At 31.8% G+C, this 17,626-nt stretch carries 14 protein-coding genes; 4 read left to right on the top strand and 10 right to left on the bottom strand.

Annotated elements, in window-relative coordinates; genetic code table 11:
• Positions 1-52: 52 nt before the first annotated feature.
• The 3 genes from ACVEGE_RS16540 to ACVEGE_RS16530 form a co-directional block, all read right to left on the bottom strand.
• Positions 53-1,438 carry a bifunctional UDP-3-O-[3-hydroxymyristoyl] N-acetylglucosamine deacetylase/3-hydroxyacyl-ACP dehydratase gene (locus tag ACVEGE_RS16540; RefSeq protein ID WP_173855021.1) on the bottom strand — a complete coding sequence of 462 codons (1,386 nt, stop codon included), beginning with the start codon at positions 1,436-1,438 and terminating at the stop codon, positions 53-55.
• Positions 1,431-2,474: a UDP-3-O-(3-hydroxymyristoyl)glucosamine N-acyltransferase gene (gene lpxD, locus ACVEGE_RS16535; protein ID WP_173855020.1), complete on the bottom strand. Its 1,044-nt coding sequence runs from the start codon at positions 2,472-2,474 to the stop codon at positions 1,431-1,433. Before lpxD ends, ACVEGE_RS16540 begins: the two co-directional genes overlap by 8 nt.
• A gap of 122 nt (positions 2,475-2,596) precedes the next feature.
• The gene (locus ACVEGE_RS16530) at positions 2,597-3,826 is read right to left on the bottom strand and encodes an HD domain-containing protein (RefSeq protein WP_192500058.1); all 1,230 of its coding nucleotides are present in this window, start codon (positions 3,824-3,826) and stop codon (positions 2,597-2,599) included.
• Between the two features lie 202 nt (positions 3,827-4,028).
• Here ACVEGE_RS16530 and ACVEGE_RS16525 point away from each other — a divergent pair, with 202 nt between their 5' ends.
• From ACVEGE_RS16525 to ACVEGE_RS16510, 4 genes are read left to right on the top strand one after another with little or no spacing between them, the layout of a single operon-like run.
• Positions 4,029-4,538, top strand: coding sequence for a GbsR/MarR family transcriptional regulator (locus ACVEGE_RS16525; RefSeq protein ID WP_173852003.1), 510 nt, complete (start codon positions 4,029-4,031; stop codon positions 4,536-4,538).
• Between the two features lie 23 nt (positions 4,539-4,561).
• On the top strand, positions 4,562-5,668 hold the full coding sequence (locus ACVEGE_RS16520) for an efflux RND transporter periplasmic adaptor subunit (protein ID WP_192500059.1): 1,107 nt from the start codon (positions 4,562-4,564) through the stop codon (positions 5,666-5,668).
• Between the two features lie 33 nt (positions 5,669-5,701).
• Positions 5,702-8,872: an efflux RND transporter permease subunit gene (locus tag ACVEGE_RS16515; protein ID WP_192500060.1), complete on the top strand. Its 3,171-nt coding sequence runs from the start codon at positions 5,702-5,704 to the stop codon at positions 8,870-8,872.
• Positions 8,862-10,262 (top strand): efflux transporter outer membrane subunit, encoded by a 1,401-nt coding sequence (locus ACVEGE_RS16510; RefSeq protein WP_192500061.1) that lies wholly within the window; start codon positions 8,862-8,864, stop codon positions 10,260-10,262. Before ACVEGE_RS16515 ends, ACVEGE_RS16510 begins: the two co-directional genes overlap by 11 nt.
• A 338-nt stretch (positions 10,263-10,600) precedes the next feature.
• Here ACVEGE_RS16510 and ACVEGE_RS16505 read toward each other — a convergent pair whose 3' ends face one another.
• The 7 genes from ACVEGE_RS16505 to ACVEGE_RS16475 all read right to left on the bottom strand — a co-directional run bounded on the left by ACVEGE_RS16505 (position 10,601) and on the right by ACVEGE_RS16475 (position 17,574).
• Positions 10,601-11,047, bottom strand: a complete 447-nt coding sequence (locus tag ACVEGE_RS16505) for a YhcH/YjgK/YiaL family protein (RefSeq protein WP_192500062.1) — start codon at positions 11,045-11,047, stop codon at positions 10,601-10,603.
• Between the two features lie 59 nt (positions 11,048-11,106).
• Positions 11,107-12,573, bottom strand: coding sequence for a rhomboid family intramembrane serine protease (locus tag ACVEGE_RS16500; protein ID WP_192500063.1), 1,467 nt, complete (start codon positions 12,571-12,573; stop codon positions 11,107-11,109).
• A 188-nt stretch (positions 12,574-12,761) separates the two neighbouring features.
• A complete protein-coding gene (locus ACVEGE_RS16495; protein ID WP_192500064.1) occupies positions 12,762-13,241 on the bottom strand; it encodes a GyrI-like domain-containing protein in 480 nt (159 codons plus the stop codon).
• Between the two features lie 83 nt (positions 13,242-13,324).
• Positions 13,325-15,391 carry a M48 family metallopeptidase gene (locus ACVEGE_RS16490; protein WP_192500065.1) on the bottom strand — a complete coding sequence of 689 codons (2,067 nt, stop codon included), beginning with the start codon at positions 15,389-15,391 and terminating at the stop codon, positions 13,325-13,327.
• Between the two features lie 421 nt (positions 15,392-15,812).
• Positions 15,813-16,220 carry a hypothetical protein gene (locus ACVEGE_RS16485; RefSeq protein WP_192500066.1) on the bottom strand — a complete coding sequence of 136 codons (408 nt, stop codon included), beginning with the start codon at positions 16,218-16,220 and terminating at the stop codon, positions 15,813-15,815.
• Positions 16,186-16,854, bottom strand: a complete 669-nt coding sequence (locus ACVEGE_RS16480) for a hypothetical protein (protein ID WP_192500067.1) — start codon at positions 16,852-16,854, stop codon at positions 16,186-16,188. Before ACVEGE_RS16480 ends, ACVEGE_RS16485 begins: the two co-directional genes overlap by 35 nt.
• A 126-nt stretch (positions 16,855-16,980) precedes the next feature.
• On the bottom strand, positions 16,981-17,574 hold the full coding sequence (locus ACVEGE_RS16475) for a hypothetical protein (RefSeq protein ID WP_173857266.1): 594 nt from the start codon (positions 17,572-17,574) through the stop codon (positions 16,981-16,983).
• Positions 17,575-17,626: the final 52 nt, after the last annotated feature.

Here is a 17,626-nt window from a genome sequence, read left to right as displayed (position 1 = left end):
TTATAAAAAGACTATTAAATATTCAACAGTCTTTAATACAATCTTATATATCTTATTTTTTGGCTATTTGCGCCATTAATTCTGCTTGAGCAACTAATTTTCCATTAGCATAAGCATTAGCTTGCATATGACAAATTCCTCTTCTTATAGGAGTAATCAAATCACATTTAAAGATTAACGTATCTCCTGGCAATACTTTATGTTTGAATTTAACATTATCTATTTTCATGAAATAAGTCAGGTAATTCTCAGGATCTGGTACGGTACTTAGTACTAAGATTCCTCCTGTCTGTGCCATTGCTTCAACAATTAAAACTCCTGGCATTACTGGAGCTTCAGGAAAATGACCTACAAAGAAATTCTCATTCATCGTAACATTTTTCATCCCTACAACATGAGTTTCAGACATTTCAATGATTCTATCAATCAATAAAAATGGCGGTCTATGAGGTAATACTGCCATGATTTTATGGATATCCATCAAAGGCTCTAAGTTCAAGTCGTAAACAGGAACATAATTGCGTTGCTCTATTTTAATAATTTTAGCCATTTTTTTAGCAAACTGAGTGTTTACAAAATGTCCTGGCTTGTTTGCAATAACTTTTCCTTGAATTTTAGTTCCAATTAGAGCTAAATCACCTAATACATCAAGCAGTTTATGTCTTGCTGCCTCATTAGGGTAGTGCAATGTTAAGTTATCTAATATTCCGTTTGGTTTTACGTTAATATCGTCTTTACCAAAAGCAATTTTTAAATTTTGCATTGTAGTTGCTGATATTTCTTTATCAACATACACAATTGCATTATTCAAATCTCCTCCTTTAATTAACCCATTATCTAATAATGCTTCTAATTCATGTAGAAAACTAAAAGTTCTTGATTCAGAAATTTCAGTTTTGAAATCAGCAATACTTTTTAGATTGGCATTTTGAGTTCCTAAAATTTTAGTACCAAAATCAACCATTGTAGTAACAGAATAGGTATCGCTAGGCATAATTAAGATTTCACTTCCTGAAGCTTCATCTGTAAAAGAAATAACTTCTTTCACTACATATACATTACGTTTTCCGTTTTGTTCTTCGATTCCTGCTTTTTCAAGTGCTTCAACAAAATATTTTGAAGAACCGTCCATAATAGGAAGCTCAGATGCATTTAATTCTATGATAACATTATCAAGATCACAACCTACTAAAGCAGCCAGAACGTGTTCAGGAGTTTGAATTTTAACACCCAATTTCTCTAAATTAGTTCCTCTTTGTGTATTTACTACATAATTAGCGTCTGCTTCAACAACTGGCTTTCCTTCTAAATCTAATCTAATAAAAGTAAACCCATTATTGATAGGAGCTGGTTTAAAAGTCATTTTAACTTCTTTACCTGTATGTAATCCAACACCAGTTAGTGAGATTTCTGTTTTGATGGTCTTCTGTTTAACCATTGTTTCTATTTTTTTGATTTAATATTTCTTTTTTTAATTCTTCTATTTCAGCAACTAATTTAGGTAAATTCCTAAAATGTACGTATGATTTACTAAAATCATTGTAACCAAATGACGGACTACCTTGCAATGTTTCATTACTCTTTATATTTCTTCCTACACCCGCTTGTGCTTGTATGCGCACATTATCACCTATTGTTAAATGCCCTGCAATACCTACCTGCCCACCTATCATACAATTTTTACCTATTTTAGTAGAACCTGCAATTCCAGTTTGTGCTGCTATAACAGTATTCTCTCCTATCTCTACATTATGAGCAACTTGAATTTGATTATCAAGCTTCACTCCTTTTCTAATAATAGTAGATCCCATTGTTGCTCTATCAATCGTTGTACACGAACCAATATCAACATTGTCCTCTATGATAACATTCCCAATTTGTGGGATTTTTTTATAGCTCCCGTCTAAATTAGGTGCAAAACCGAAACCATCTGCACCTATTATAGAACCCGAATGTATTGTACATCCATTTCCTATTTTAGATTCTGAATATATTTTAGCACCAGCAAAAATAGTAACATTATCCCCAACGGCAACATTATCTCCTATAAAACAATTAGGATAAATTTTTACGTTGTTACCAATTACTACATTATCTCCTATATAACTAAAACTTCCTAGGTACAAACTATCACCATATTTTGCACTTTCTGCAATTACTGATGGTTGTTCTATTCCGCTTTTATTTCCTTTTGCTTGGTCATAAAATTCTAATAATTTAGAGAATGACAGGTAAGCATCCTCTACTTTTATTAATGTTGTACTTACTTCTGCTTCTGCTATAAACGTCTTATTTACAATAGTTATTGACGCCTTTGTAGTATAGATATAGTTATTGTATTTTGGGTTAGATAGGAAAGTCAATGAACCGTCTTTTCCTTCTTCAATTTTTGCTAATTCATGCACTTCAGCCTTTGGATTACCAATGATTTCACCTTCTAAAATCCCCGCTATTTGTTCTGCTGTAAATTTCATCTTATTGTATTGTATTTTTAATTGTATAAGATGCGTTGTAATCGCAGTGCTTTAAACATTTAAAAAAATGATTAACTTTTGATTTGGACAAAAATATAAAAAAATAGATTTTAAATGTCCATTTATGCAAGTTGTTTTGGATAACAGATGTAATATTTAGTCACCGCTTTAGATAATGATTTTAAATTCAGCTGATCAGAGGACTCAATTACGTCCTCTACAGTGCGGTCTTTTTTCAGTATTCTAATAGGTTCTGCTTCCTTACTGTATGCTTGGTTTTTTATTTTTCCTTTAAAAATAAAATAAGCTGCGTCTTGCAAACTAATGTTATTCTCTAATGCAAAACGTTCCTTTAGAGGTTGTAAATCTTGAAGATCAACTTTGTCATTAGTCATTTTAATCTTTAATAAATCCCTATTAATGATCATTTTACTCAAAGATGACAAAATAAAATCATCATGATATTGCCATGCTTTTAGGGCACTTATAATATCAAAATCATCCAATCTTGAGAATAAATCTAAAGTTTTAGTATCGAATGCGTCTAGGGTAATTTTGTTTTGTAAAAAAAACTGAAGTGCATCACTACAAGGTAAAAGAGTTCCTTTTAATGTCAGCTCCTTTGCTCTTTTTAATATTTTTGTCAAAATCAATTCAGCCACCAAACTAGTTTTATGTAAGTAAGCTTGCCAGTACATCAATCTTCGCGACATTAAGAATTCCTCTACAGAATAAATTCCTTTTTCTTCAATAACCAGCATGTCGTTTTCTACGTTCATCATCTGGATCAATCGTTCCGAGTTCACATTTCCTTCGGCTACACCAGAATAAAAACTATCTCTTTTTAAATAATCCATTCGATCCATATCCAGCTGACTAGAAATCAACTGTAACATAAATAAACGGTGGTACTCTCCTTTAAATACTTGAATAGCTAAATCTAACTGACCGTTAAATTTAACATTTAATTCATTCATAAAAAGCAACGAAATTTGTTCGTGATGTACATCCTCTACAATGCTTCTTTCCATGGCATGTGAAAAAGGACCGTGACCTATATCATGTAATAATATAGCAATATACAAGGCGTTTTCTTCTTCCTCAGAGATGTTAACTCCTTTAAAACGCAACACATCCACTGCTTTTTGCATTAAATGCATACAGCCTAAGGCATGATGAAAACGGGTATGATTTGCTCCTGGATAAACTAGATAAGACAATCCCATTTGAGAGATACGCCTTAATCTTTGAAAATAAGGATGTTGTATTAGATCGTAAATTAAAGCATTAGGTATGCTAATGAATCCATATATAGGATCATTAAATATTTTCAGTTTATTGATTTGACTCACTATAACTTTTTTTTAGGTCAACAAATATAAGCAAAATACATTTTACATATAAAAGTGTTTTTAAAACCTACTTTTAGTATTAAAAAACGCATTTTAGCTACCTTTTTTTTAGAATTAAACAAGCGTTTAAAATTTAACACAATATTAAGTTCGATTAGTTCGGTGTTTTACGAACCATTTATATATTTGCAAAAAAATTAGTATGGACAATATACAAAAAGAAAGAGAAGAGATCATTGAGATGTTCGGTATTCATTTTGAGTCTTTATATCAAGTTCCTCCTTTAGCAGCAAGAATTATAGGAGTTTTAATTGTTGATGGATGCAAATCAGGATTAACTTTTGAAGCATTAGTAGAAAAATTAGGAGCCAGTAAAAGTTCTATCTCTACAAACTTAAAGTTACTCCTTAATATGGAGAAAGTTCATTATTTCACGCTATCAGGTGATCGAAAGAAATACTTTAAGTCAGCACCATTAAGTGACCGATTAAACAATTACTTAAAAATGATTGAAGCCGAAAGTTATATCATTAATAGAATGCATGACTACCGTCATAAAACAGCCTCTTGTGCTGAAGAGAAATGCAATTTAGAGAATATCATTTCCTATAAACATCATATTCTAGAAGTAGAAAAATCACTTCAAAATACAATCGCTGAGTTTAAGAAAATAGAAATTAAAAATAAGAATCAACAACAAATAAATAATTAATCAATTTTAGTAAATATTCGCAAATGAAAAAGAAATATTTTATAAGTGCGCTCTTAGTATCAATGAGCTTGCTATCCTGTAAAAAAGAAGCTACCGTAACTGCTCCGCCTGTTATGCCCTATAAAGTAGTTGAAATTGGAAAATCAAACACTACTTTATTAGCTGAATATCCTGCTAGTTTAGAAGGTATTACTGACATCGATATTCGTGCGAAAGTTGATGGCTATATTGAAAAAATATATGTTCAAGAAGGTCAAGAAGTTAAAAAAGGACAATTACTTTTTAAATTAGAGACACAAACTGCTACACAAGAGGCTGCAGCAGCTAAAGCTAAAATTACTGCTGCTCAAGTAGAAGTTGATCGTTTAAAACCGCTTGTTGAACGCAATATTATAAGTGATGTACAACTTGCTACTGCAAAAGCCAATCTTGCAGGTGTAAAGAGTACGTATCAAAGTATTATTGCTAGAATTAATTATGCTACAATTAAAAGTCCAGTAAACGGAATTGTAGGTGATTTGCCTTTGCGATTAGGGAGTTATGTAAGCAGCCAAACGGTTGAGCCATTAACACGTATCTCTGATGTGAGTATAGTATATGCTTATTTTTCTGTGAATGAAAAACAACAACTGGATATCATGATGAACTCAGCTGGGAAAAGCTTTCAAGACAAAGTTAATAATATGCCTGCGGTAAATTTAGTTTTAAGTAATGGTCAAGTTTATGAGCAAAAAGGTAAAATTCAAACTTTTAGTGGTCAAGCCAATATGCAAACAGGATCTTTTAATGTAAGAGCTAGTTTCCCTAATACCAACAAATTATTGCGCTCTGGCGGAAGTGGTGTAGTCCAAATCCCTACTGATTTGCAGGATGTAATCATCATTCCTCAAAACGCAACTTTAGAAATGCAAGACAAGCGTATTGCGCTTATTGTTGATAAAGAAAATAAAGTAAAAGCAGTGCCTATCACCGTGCGTCCTATTCCAGGAGGAAGATTTTTTGTTGTAGACAGCGGACTAAATCCTAATGATAAAATGCTTATCGAAGGAGTTGGTATTATCACTGAAGGAACTCCTATCAAGCCAGAAGTGGTTGATTTCAATTCTGTTATCAATCCAGCAAAAAAATAATTGACAAACTAACAATTGAATAAATAGCAAAATATGTTTTCAAAATTCATTGACAGACCGGTATTGTCAACGGTGGTTTCTATAATCATCGTTATATTGGGATTGATAGGATTAATATCCCTTCCCGTATCACAATACCCTGAAATAGCACCTCCTACAGTAACCGTTACTGCAAATTATCAAGGAGCAAGTGCCGAAGTTGTAATGAACTCGGTAGTAATTCCGTTAGAGGAACAAATTAATGGTGTTGAGGACATGTCTTACATGACTTCTACATCTAATAATGATGGTTCAGCTTCTATAAGTATCTACTTTAAATTAGGTACAAATCCTGATTTAGCTGCCGTGAATGTACAAAATCGTGTATCACGTGCTACCCCTTTGCTTCCGCAAGAGGTTACTAAAGCTGGTGTTACTACCTCAAAAAGACAAAGTGATAATATCTTGATTTTCTCTTTATATAGTGAAAACCCTGATTATGACATGACTTTTCTTCAAAATTATGCAAACATTAATATCTTACCTAAAATTAAGAGGGTTCCAGGTGTTGGTGAAGCGGTGATTTTTGGTCAAAAAGATTACTCTATGCGTATTTGGCTTAAGCCTGATGTAATGGGTGCTTATGGATTAGTTCCATCTGACATTAGTGATTTATTGGCAGAGCAAAATATTGAAGCAGCTCCGGGACAATTAGGAGAAAATAGTGGGCAATCTTTTCAATATACTTTAAAATATAAAGGACGTTTACAAGACACTAAAGAATTTGAAGAAATCGTTGTTCGCTCAACACCTAATGGAGAAGTGCTTAAATTAGGTGATGTTGCTAAAATTGAGTTAGGAGCGGTAAATTATGCAAGTAATACTTTAACTAACGGAAATCAATCTGTTGCAATTGCTGTTGCACAAACAGCTGGTTCTAATGCTCAAGAAGTAATTGAAGGTGCTTTAAAAGTTTTGGATCAATCTAAAGTTAACTTCCCAAAAGGTGTTAATTATACAACCTTAATTAATGCTAATGATTTCTTAGATGAGTCGATTACTAAGGTAATTCATACGCTTATTGAAGCTTTTATATTGGTATTTATTGTAGTTTTTATCTTTTTACAAGATTGGAGATCGACCTTAATACCTGCAATTTCAGTTCCAGTAGCTATTTTAGGGACATTCTTTTTCCTAAGTATGTTTGGTTTCACCATCAACTTATTAACGCTATTTGCCTTAGTGCTTGCCGTAGGAATTGTGGTCGATGATGCCATTGTAGTCGTCGAGGCAGTTCATGCTAAAATGGAAGCGGGAGAACACGATCCTAGAAAAGCAACACACAGCGCAATGGGCGATATTAGTAGCGCCATCATATCGATCACCTTAGTAATGTCGGCGGTATTTATTCCGGTTTCGTTTATTAGTGGTTCGGCTGGGGTATTCTACAAACAATTTGGATTAACATTAGCGGTATCAATTGTATTATCTGCAATTAACGCCTTGACATTATCTCCTGCTTTGTGTGCTATTTTCTTAAAACCACATAATGAAGAGGAAAAACAAAAAGGATTTTTAAAACGTTTTTACACTGCTTTTAATGTTGGTTTTGATACTACAACTAGAAAATACAAGAGATCCGTTGAGTTTTTCGTTAAACGAAAATGGTTGGCTTTCCTAGGAATTGCACTTTTTGCTGGAATATTTGTTTTACTATTGAATATCACTCCTAAGGCTTTTGTACCGGGAGAAGACACTGGTGCTATTTTATCTGATGTATCACTTCCGCCAGGAACTTCATTAGAAAACACTGAAAAAGTATTATTAGAAATCGAGAATAAAATTAAAGATATTCCTGAAATTAAGGAAGTCCTGCGTATCTCTGGTCGTAGTTTAATTAGTGGTACGGGTAGTAACTACGGAATGGTGATTGTAAAATTAAAAACTTGGGCTGAACGTAAAGATGCCAACCAAGAAATCTCAATGATTGTAAAAGAATTGTTTAAACGTACTGCAGCCGTAAAAGATGCTAAAGTATTGTATTTTGCACGTCCTACTCTTGTTGGTTTTGGTTTTACCAATGGTTTTGAATTTCAATTACAAGATCAAAAAGGGGGAACTATTCAAGAATTAAGCGAAGTAAATACTGCATTTTTGGCTGCTTTGAATAGCCGTCCTGAAATCAAGTATGCAGCAACTTCTTTCTCTCCTAATTATCCTCAATACCGTATTGATTTGAATGTTCCTGCAATTAAAAAATCAGGATTAACTGTTGCTGATGTTTTAGGAACAATGCAAGGGTATTATGGTGGAGTTTACGCTTCCAACTTTAATAAATTTGGAAAACAATTTAGAGTTGTTTACCAATCTGAACCACAGTTTAGAAGTGATCCTCAGTCATTAAATAAAGTTCTTGTTAGAAATAATAAAGGAGAAATGGCACCAATATCACAATACATGACTTTAGTTAAAACTTTTGGACCGCAAGCAATTGACCGTTTCAACTTATTTACTTCTGTTAAAGTTACTGGTGCACCTAATGACGGATTTAGTTCTGGTGATGCCATTAAAGCAGTTGAAGAAGTAGCCAGCCAAAAATTACCTATCGGTTATGGATATGAATTCTCAGGAATGACTCGTGAGGAAATTAGCGCAGGGGGACAAACCTTGTATATTTTCTTATTGTGTTTAATATTTGTTTACTTTTTATTAGCAGCACAGTATGAAAGTTATATGCTTCCTTTTGCAGTATTGATTTCGTTACCAATTGGTTTAGCTGGGGCGTATATTTTTGCCTATATCTTTGATGTGAGTAATAATATTTACCTGCAAATTACACTGATTATGTTGATTGGATTATTGGCTAAAAATGCCATTTTGATCGTAGAATTCTCAGTTGAAGCAAGGAAAAAAGGACTCAGTATCGCTCAAGCTGCTGTTCAAGGTGCTGTTGCACGTTTACGTCCTATCTTGATGACTTCATTTGCATTCATCTTCGGGTTATTGCCATTAATGTTAGCTCAAGGTGCTGGTGCAGTAGGAAATAAAGCAATTGGAACGGGTGCTATTGGAGGGATGTTAATAGGAACACTTCTTGGAGTATTTGTAATTCCAGTATTGTTTATTGTTTTCCAAAGCTTGCAAGAAAAAATTAGTACAAAACCACTTCCTGTTACAACTCAGGGGGCTGATGTTCCACTTTTAGAAGAAGAAAATGAAAAATAAAATATATAAAGTCACTTTATTAGTCGTGACGGCAACCGTAATGCAATCGTGTTTTGTTGCCAAAGACTATAAACGTCCTGAGCTTAAAACAGAAAATTTGTATCGTAATGAAGTGGTGTCCTCTGACACTGCTTCTTTAGCAAATGTTTCATGGGACAAGCTTTTTACTGATCCATTATTGCAAGAATACATTAATAAGGGATTGAAAAACAATTTGGATATTCGCATTGCAATGCAAAATTTAGCTGCCGCAAAATCGACTATGTTGCAAGGTAAAGCGGGCTACTTCCCTACACTATCTGCAAGTACAGACTGGACGCACAATAAAATATCTAAAAACAGTCAGTCAGGATCTTTCTTGAGTGATTTGAATACTGATCAATACCAATTGTACGGAAGCCTTTCTTGGGAAGCTGATATTTGGGGTAAAATAAGAAGCAATAAACGTGCTGCTAATGCTGCATTTTTACAAACTGGTGCCGCTAATCAAGCAATTAAAACTGAATTGATTGCCGGTATTGCTACTACTTATTACCAATTGTTATCAGTAGATGCACAAATTAAAGTGGCTGAGAAAACCTTGATTAATAGAAATCAAAGTGTTGAGACTATTATCGCGCTAAAAAAAGCTGGAAATGTAACTGAAGTTGGTGTTAAACAAACAGAGGCGCAAAAATACGCGACAGAAATTATTATTGCCGATTTAAAAAATAGCGCTATCGTTCTAGAAAATACTATGAGCGCGCTTTTAGGAGAGGCATCTGGTAAAATTGAACGCAGTACATTTGAATCACAAAATATGCAACCTGCAATCACCTTAGGTGTTCCTGCAAACTTATTGAGAAACCGACCTGATGTTATTGCCGCTGAATACAACTTGATTACCAACTTTGAGATGACTAACGTTGCCAAAAGTGGTTTTTATCCAACGTTAAAAGTGACTGCTACTGGTGGTTTACAAAGTATCGATTTAAAAGAATGGTTTAGTGCTAATTCGCTTTTCGCCAATGTAATTACAGGTTTAACACGACCTCTTTTAAATCAAAGACAAGTGAGAACTAAATATGAAGTAGCACAAGCAAATCAAGAAAAAGCGTATTTACAATTTGAAAAATCTTTGCTAACAGCAGGAAAAGAAGTTTCGAATGCTTTAGCACAATATAATAATGAAACCTATAAGATTACTATTCGTGAAAAACAAGCCGCAGCATTAACTAAAGCAAGTTCTTTCTCTGATGAGTTATTAAACTATGGTTTGGCAAATTATTTAGAGGTTTTAACTGCTAAAGATGCAGCTCTTGATGCCGAATTAAGTCTTGCAGACAACAAGTTTCAACAATACAAAGCCATTATTCAATTATACAAAGCCCTTGGTGGTGGATGGCAATAGCTTAATTTTGTACCCAGAATTAATTAGTTAATTTTAATTTGATAAAAGCCATTAAGCAGCAATGTTTAATGGCTTTTTATTTAGAACATCATAAACTAAAGATTTTTTCACAAAAAAGCTATGTTTTACCATTATGCGCAAATTTTCCATGTGCAAAACATCGTTTAAATTAAACTTAATCACTAATTGCGATTAACAGTGAGCTAAGTAATGATTGAATGAATATTTTTAGCTTAGAATACTATTAAGATGCATTAATTTTAATGGAGGTATTTACTCTTTATTTCGATTATTCTGGTAAATTGATTGTGAAAAACACTGTCTGAATTTAAGCCAACTTAAACCTGTAATTTGACCACTATCTTTTTTACTCTTGAACTTTTGCCTGCTTGTATGCAAGGCATGTGTAAATCATCTGGAAAAAATACCGTAAACATCCCTGCTCCTATACTTACTAAAGAAGTTTCTCCTTCATAAAAAGTATAATCTTTAGCTACATCGCTAGTCACTATTTTTTGATCCTTTTTAGTTGTAACGCCCATTAATTCGACACCTTCAATAATATATTGAATATCAATATACTTTGTATGCCCTTCTAATACACAATCTTTTACCTCTTTAGTATCGTACTCCATAACAATCGCAAAAACTTCTTTATTGTCAATTTCATACGTTCCTGATGCAATAGTTTCTAGATTGCTTTTATTGATAAATTCAAAACCTTTTGCTAAGCGCTTACTAATGTTGGTATAAAGACCTTGATTTTCTATTTTATCTATTATCATGTTTTATTTTTATAAATGCTTCAACTAAACGTAAAGTTAATAATGATCAGCTTAAATTATTACTGCTTTATTTTATCCATTATAGACAGTATTTGCTGATCATAAGCTTGTATCTCAACATTGTATTTGTCTGTATCTTCATTTACTGATTTGTACAATAAGTCAAAACTTTTAATCCTCAATTCACAATATTCTCTCATCATTTCATTTCTTACATGAATTTCGTTGGGTAAACTCAATTTATCTGCTTCATTTAATAAATTGATATTTTCATTCCAATAGTAAATTCCTCTGTCTTTAATATTGTATAGTAAATCTTCTTTGGCTTCGTATTTTGATCTACTATATACCTCCATAGCTAATTTCTCCATTTCAACAAAATCTTTCATTTTGTTCTCATAAATGACAATATCATTATTTAAGCTGTTACAAACCATCAATGAAATCACCAGGAAAAAAGCAGTTAGAGCGCTTACATATTTTAATTTTTGTTTTAGAGTATCTTCGGTATCTAAACTGTAGGTATAGACATAACCTATGAATAATCCTCCTACTAAACCTCCTATGTGTGCTGCATTATCTATGCCTCCACTGAGTCCGCTTATTAAATTATACCCCACAAAAACAGCAATACTGGTTAGTAATTGTTTTCTAGCGTTTTCCTCAATTAAATCAGTCGTTAATAATATTAAAAATACCCCATACATTCCAAATATTGCTCCAGATGCGCCAGCACTTACGGTTAAATCATGCCACCATAAACTTGTAACACTTGCTAATAAACCAGTCAATAAATAAGCCGAAAGAAACCTGATTTTACCTAAATATGGTTCAAGCAAAGCCCCAATGTACATCAAGGCAAACATATTCATCAATAAATGGAAAAAACCAATGTGTAAAAAACAATTAGTTAGTAAACGCCACCATTGGCCTTGTAAAGTAACGGGTCTAAAGTTAGCTCCCCATTGAATCAAACTATCAGTTGTGGGTGCCATAAAACTGACTCCCATAAAAACCATTAGAGCAAAAATGAAAATGTTTAAATTTATAAGTATTGGAGTGATGAAATAGCCTTCTACTGGTTTGAATAAAGAGAAAAAGTCACCTATCTTTTCAGTAAAGGAAGTTGCTTCAACTGTTACTAATTGGGCTTCATCAATGGTTATTTTATCTTCAATAAGTAATTGCTTAGCGGCTATTTCTTCTTTAAACAAGTCCTTATCTAACGCTTCAAATTGTTCTATGCACTTTTTTACCAATTTTTTATTCTTCCCTAAGTCAAATATTTCACTTCCTGTTGAAGTACTTTTAATAACCACTGTGGTATTTTGTATAACAATTCTAATTTCAGCATTCCAAGAAAACATTCCCTTATTAGTATAGGCAATTATTCCGTTTGAAGCTAAGTTAGCCACTGCCCAATTATTATTTTCAGCAATCTCGACAAACAGTAACAAAATCTCTTTTGGAGATAAATTTTTAACTTCAAAAGTCTGTGAATGATTTGGGGAAAATCCTATAGCCATAAAATTATTTATAAGGTATGTTTAGTAATATTGAATAGAAAAGTAATCGTAAGTATTGCTTTCGATAAAAAATTTAAAAACCAAATATAGGCTTTTTCGCATATTTAAATTAAAGTATATACAACGTTATCATAAAAACATACGAAAATTGTCACGCAGTAATGAATGATAACAACTGATAAACCGGATTATTTTAATTGTATCGGAATCCAAACTTCTTCTTCAGAGTTGGTATCACCTCTTTTATACTTGTCTCCTAAGATTTCAAAATGCGGACGATTATCCAGTATGTAAAGAGAACTAGGCAACCAAGAGGTGAAAATAGCTTCAAAAAAAGCTGGAGCACCATTTTCATCACCTTTGTAAATAAAAACAGCATACAAGCCAGCAGGAATCACTAATGACTGCATTCCAGCAGGAATAGTATCAAAATGGGGTACTGTAACTGCAGCCCATTTCTGGAAAGTTGCAGTTGGGTTAAACTGATCCCAATAGCTTGCACTAAACACTTCTATTGAAAAATAATCAGTACCTACTCTATCTTGAACTTCGTTGCGTCTTGGCATAAAATGTTGCCATAATTCCCGCGCTTTATAATCAGCATAAGACATTTCCATGGGAATGCCTATCACTTTTTTCTCGGCTAATGTGGTTATTGTTGCAGTCATTATAATGTGCTTTTTTACTATTTGTTGGTTTCAAATATAGTTTAAAACGCAACACTTATAGTAAACTCTTTCTCTATTTTGTCTTAATTTAAAACTGCTATACTTTGCGTTACCAGCAATTGATTCTGGAAATCAAGTAAGTCTTTTTTAAGTAAAAAATAACCTCTTGAAAGTACAAAACTATAATTATTTATGCCGTTATAATAAATTTCTAATTCAGAGCTAATGTAGGTATCTTTTGTAAAATAAAGCCAATCTTCTTTTAAATACATTTCGAAATTTGCTATAATTTGTGGCGTTAAAATCGAAACGTACATTTCATTTTCAAGCATTTCTTTGATCTTTTTTTTGATCTCAATTTCTTTAATGTATACGCTATTTAGTTTTGATTTAATTTGTTGCACAGGCGTAACTTCAGACATGAAATGAGACATCTCTATTAAGTCTAAATACAGTTTCATATTGCTATCATAGGCTTGATCGAAATCAAAAAAAGCTTTGTACTTTAAAATTAATTTGTCTTCTTGATGGCTTTTTTTGGCGACAGCCTTAAAATAATTAAAAATTGCTATATCATTTTTAGTAATACTTAACTGCAAATCAACGCTTTCTTTCTCTATTTTTGGAAATAACTCCTTTGCCTCGTCTGATTTAAATTTATGTCCGTCGTAATCAAAAGACTTAATTTTCAATTCCTTATTAGCTATATTTTTAATTATAGAAGCATCATTTTGTAAAGCAATATGATCATAAACCATTTCTATTTTTTCTTTATCAAAAAGGGATTCAAAAACAGGAATTATTGTTGGATTTTCTATCGTATCTATATCAAAATATTTAATATTGCTGTTATCATAATAGCCATTATAAATAGGATTAAACGAGTTTTCTCTAAATTTTTCGGGGTATTCCTTTTTAAAATTCTCCAAAGTTAAAACGGCAAACGCAGCAATATTTTCAATGTTATAAAACAATTTGGCTGTTTGCTTTTCTTGGGTTTTCACAATATCCTTAAAAACAGTATTTGCTAATTGATTGTTCGAAATTTGCTTGTGAATATCTAATCGTGCCAGACTTGCGTTTCTATCCGTCACAGAGGGATGTGAAGCCCACTGGTTTTCGATCACCAATTTAGATTTATTAAATTTACTGATGTCTAATAAAGTTACCACCGGTAAATTATCCCTGAACTGCAATTGGCTGTCTTTGGCTAAAAACTCCAATACAAACTGCTGCTCTTCATAAATATTATTACTTTTAAAATCCTCAGATAGTTTTTCTCCATAAAATCCTAAAACGGCATTATAAGCAGCCTCTACAATATCCATGCGCAATAACGATTCTTGTAAAGGAGAAATACCTGCCACGTTTGCCGCAACCTCATCAGCGTGAAATTCCATTTCTCGTGAAAGTGCTAAATAAGCAACATTGATAAAGGCATACATTTTCTTTAAAACCCATTGAATTCCTGCTATTATTTTTAAAGATATTATCAAGAAAATTGAAAAATAGTTGCTAATATTACCCCATTTTTGAACCATTTTATCAAATGATTCGTTGTCATAAAGCAAATTAAAAATTACTTGATTCACAAAATAAACATAGCTCCCTACTTTCATACTTCGTTGCGAAAAATGTCCAAATTCATGTGCTAATATTGCTTTGAATTCTTGCTCGCTTATTCCGTTTACCAATCCCAAACCAATTTGAAGGTTTTTTTTCACTGGAAAAAACATACTCCAAAAACTAGAGTCATAAAAAACACTCGCATTAACATCAGCTGATAGGTATATTTTTTTCGGGAAATCAGTTCCTACTTCGTTTACAATTGTTGCTATAAATTGAAAAAGTTTCGGTTCTGTTTCTGCGGTAATTTCGGTTAAATGGCTTCGATCTATTTTGTGTTGTTTGAACATGAATTTAAACAGAAAAGCGAGAATAAAAAACCCCAAACTAGCAAGTCCTACACCCAATCCTAAAGTTATAAATGAAGGCCGAATAGTGATTAAATAAAAAGCACCTATAACGCACAAAACAGTAATCCCAATGGATAAAAGCAATAAGAGAATGTAAACAATTAAAAACAAAACAATCGATAAAATGGCTCTAGTGGTCATTTTTTTAAAACTAGCAGAAACTTCTATATTCATTGGGTATTTATAATTAGTAGGTTGGTTTTGGAGTTAATTGATGTTTTTGGGACTTTGATACTACTCTGTTTTACTTAGAACTTTCGTTTTGTACTTCATATTAACCTTATGTGATACGATAAATTACAAATTTCTAACTAGTGTAAAGCGGTATTTGTCTACTTATTTTAAATTTACTTATTACTGCACAATCATTTTTTAAAATTAATATTGCCAATATATATTTGCATATCCCTTAATTTATAGTTACTATTTGAGTCATCAATTTTTATTCTATACAAAAGATTTCGTGTCGCGGCTTGCAGAAGTGGCGAACTTCGTTACCGATTATTTTCGGCTAAGATAAAATTTATTGCGAAAGATAAACTTGAATTTACCACATATTTCGCCATTTTTGCAAACCGCTGTTATGAGCTGGCTTTTACTTTTCGATTGTCTTTAAAATTTCTCTTACTTCATCACTAAATTTATTTAAAACAATTTCTTTATTTAATTCTGGCGCGTACTCTGAATTTATTCGACAAAATATTCTTCCGCAATCTTGATAAAAATCAAATGATAAATTTTCAAGATTCGGCGTGGTTTTGTATAGTACGATCTCACTGTAATACAATTCACTTGAATAATTTATTGTTAAAATATAAATTCCAGATTCTTTTGGGAAAGTATTTTCCACTATTCGGTTATTTTCAAACAAAGGAAATAAAGTCATATTCCAAGTTCCTTGAGAAAATTTTATATTCATCTTTTCACTTTCAATTTTCTCGCCAAAACTAATTTTTAAATTTTCTCCTTCAAATTCTGTTTTCTTTTGCGCAAAAGTTGTCATTGTGATTAAAGTTAAGAAAAGTATATATGTATTTTTCATGATTATTTCTTGAGTTCCGGCAAGCTTGCTCATAACTATCATATATATTAAGTTCACTTCTCAAGACACCTTTCGCTCCTTCACTCAAGCAAAGTATTACGACATAAAATCCATTTGATTCTCCTGCTTTGATAGTTCTTTTGAATGAAGATTGTTTAAAAATATTTTTATCTACAAAAGATTTTAAATTATTTAATCCATAAAGAAATAAAGGTTCTTTTTGAATGGTAATAGTCTCAGAAGGAATTAAAACTTGATAGTATTTACCAGGCAATAAAGGAACTTCGTAAGAATTTAAAGGAATATTAATGTTCAATTCTAGAGCATTATCTGTTTCATTTATTATTCGTGTCCAAAATACAGCATAATTATATACTTGACCATTTACATCAGTGTATTTCATTCCTCCTTTAGGAAGACTGTTATGTATCATTACGCTACCACCGTCAAAATCTGTATATTTATATTTGCTGTAAATATTTTTATCATCTGTTATTTGAATTTCTTCATTTTCATTCGATGTTGATTTACTGTTTTCTTTGCAGGATAAAAGTCCTAAGGCGGTTGAAATCAAGATCAATATATTCTTATTCATTTTTATTTAAAATTTAATTGATTCTTGAATTCTCCTTATGGAGAAAAGTTTACATACAACTAGTTCTGATTATAATTTTAGCCTAAAATCCTAATCTCGCCAAATTGTTATTGTACGATCTAGTTGTTAGGATTTATATTTCCAATATTTATCTTTTCTAAAATCTTTAATACAATCTTTAATTGATATTCGGAGAAACCTATTTAAATTTGACGGAAGAGGACTATCGTTAAACCCCGTAAAATCATCTTTAAAAAGATATTCCTTTTCAAATACTATTTGTTTATTATTTAGATTGTAAGTAATTATTTTTATATGCAACCTTTTTGTTAAATGATCATCATCAACATTTAAATTCATTTTTGTTGTTATCACATAATCAAATTGAGTATTTTCTTTATAAAAATCAAGTAATTTTAAATCTGCATCAATCGATTTATTTAAAGAATACGTATTTTTAAATTCTCCAATTTCTTTTAAAATTTTGATTTTACTACTTAATAATTTTTTATAACTTTCAATAACTTTAGAGTTATATGATGCATCAATTTTTTCTAATATAGGCTCGTCTATAATCCATTTACCCTTTAAACGATCAATATCTAATGGTAAAGTAATTGTATTAGTGGTATAATTACCTTTATATGTTGCACAAGAACTTATTAAAGTCAAAAATAATATGCTTGAAATAAGCAAAAAAAAGCGATTGTTGTTTTTCAATTTTTAAAATGTTAATTAATTTTAGTATTCGTCTTAGTCTATGAATCAAAAC

The sequence above is a fragment of the Flavobacterium sp. PL002 genome (genome assembly GCF_054165825.1).
The sequence above is the reverse complement of the archived record's forward strand: the minus strand, read 5'-3'. Positions and strand labels throughout refer to the sequence as shown.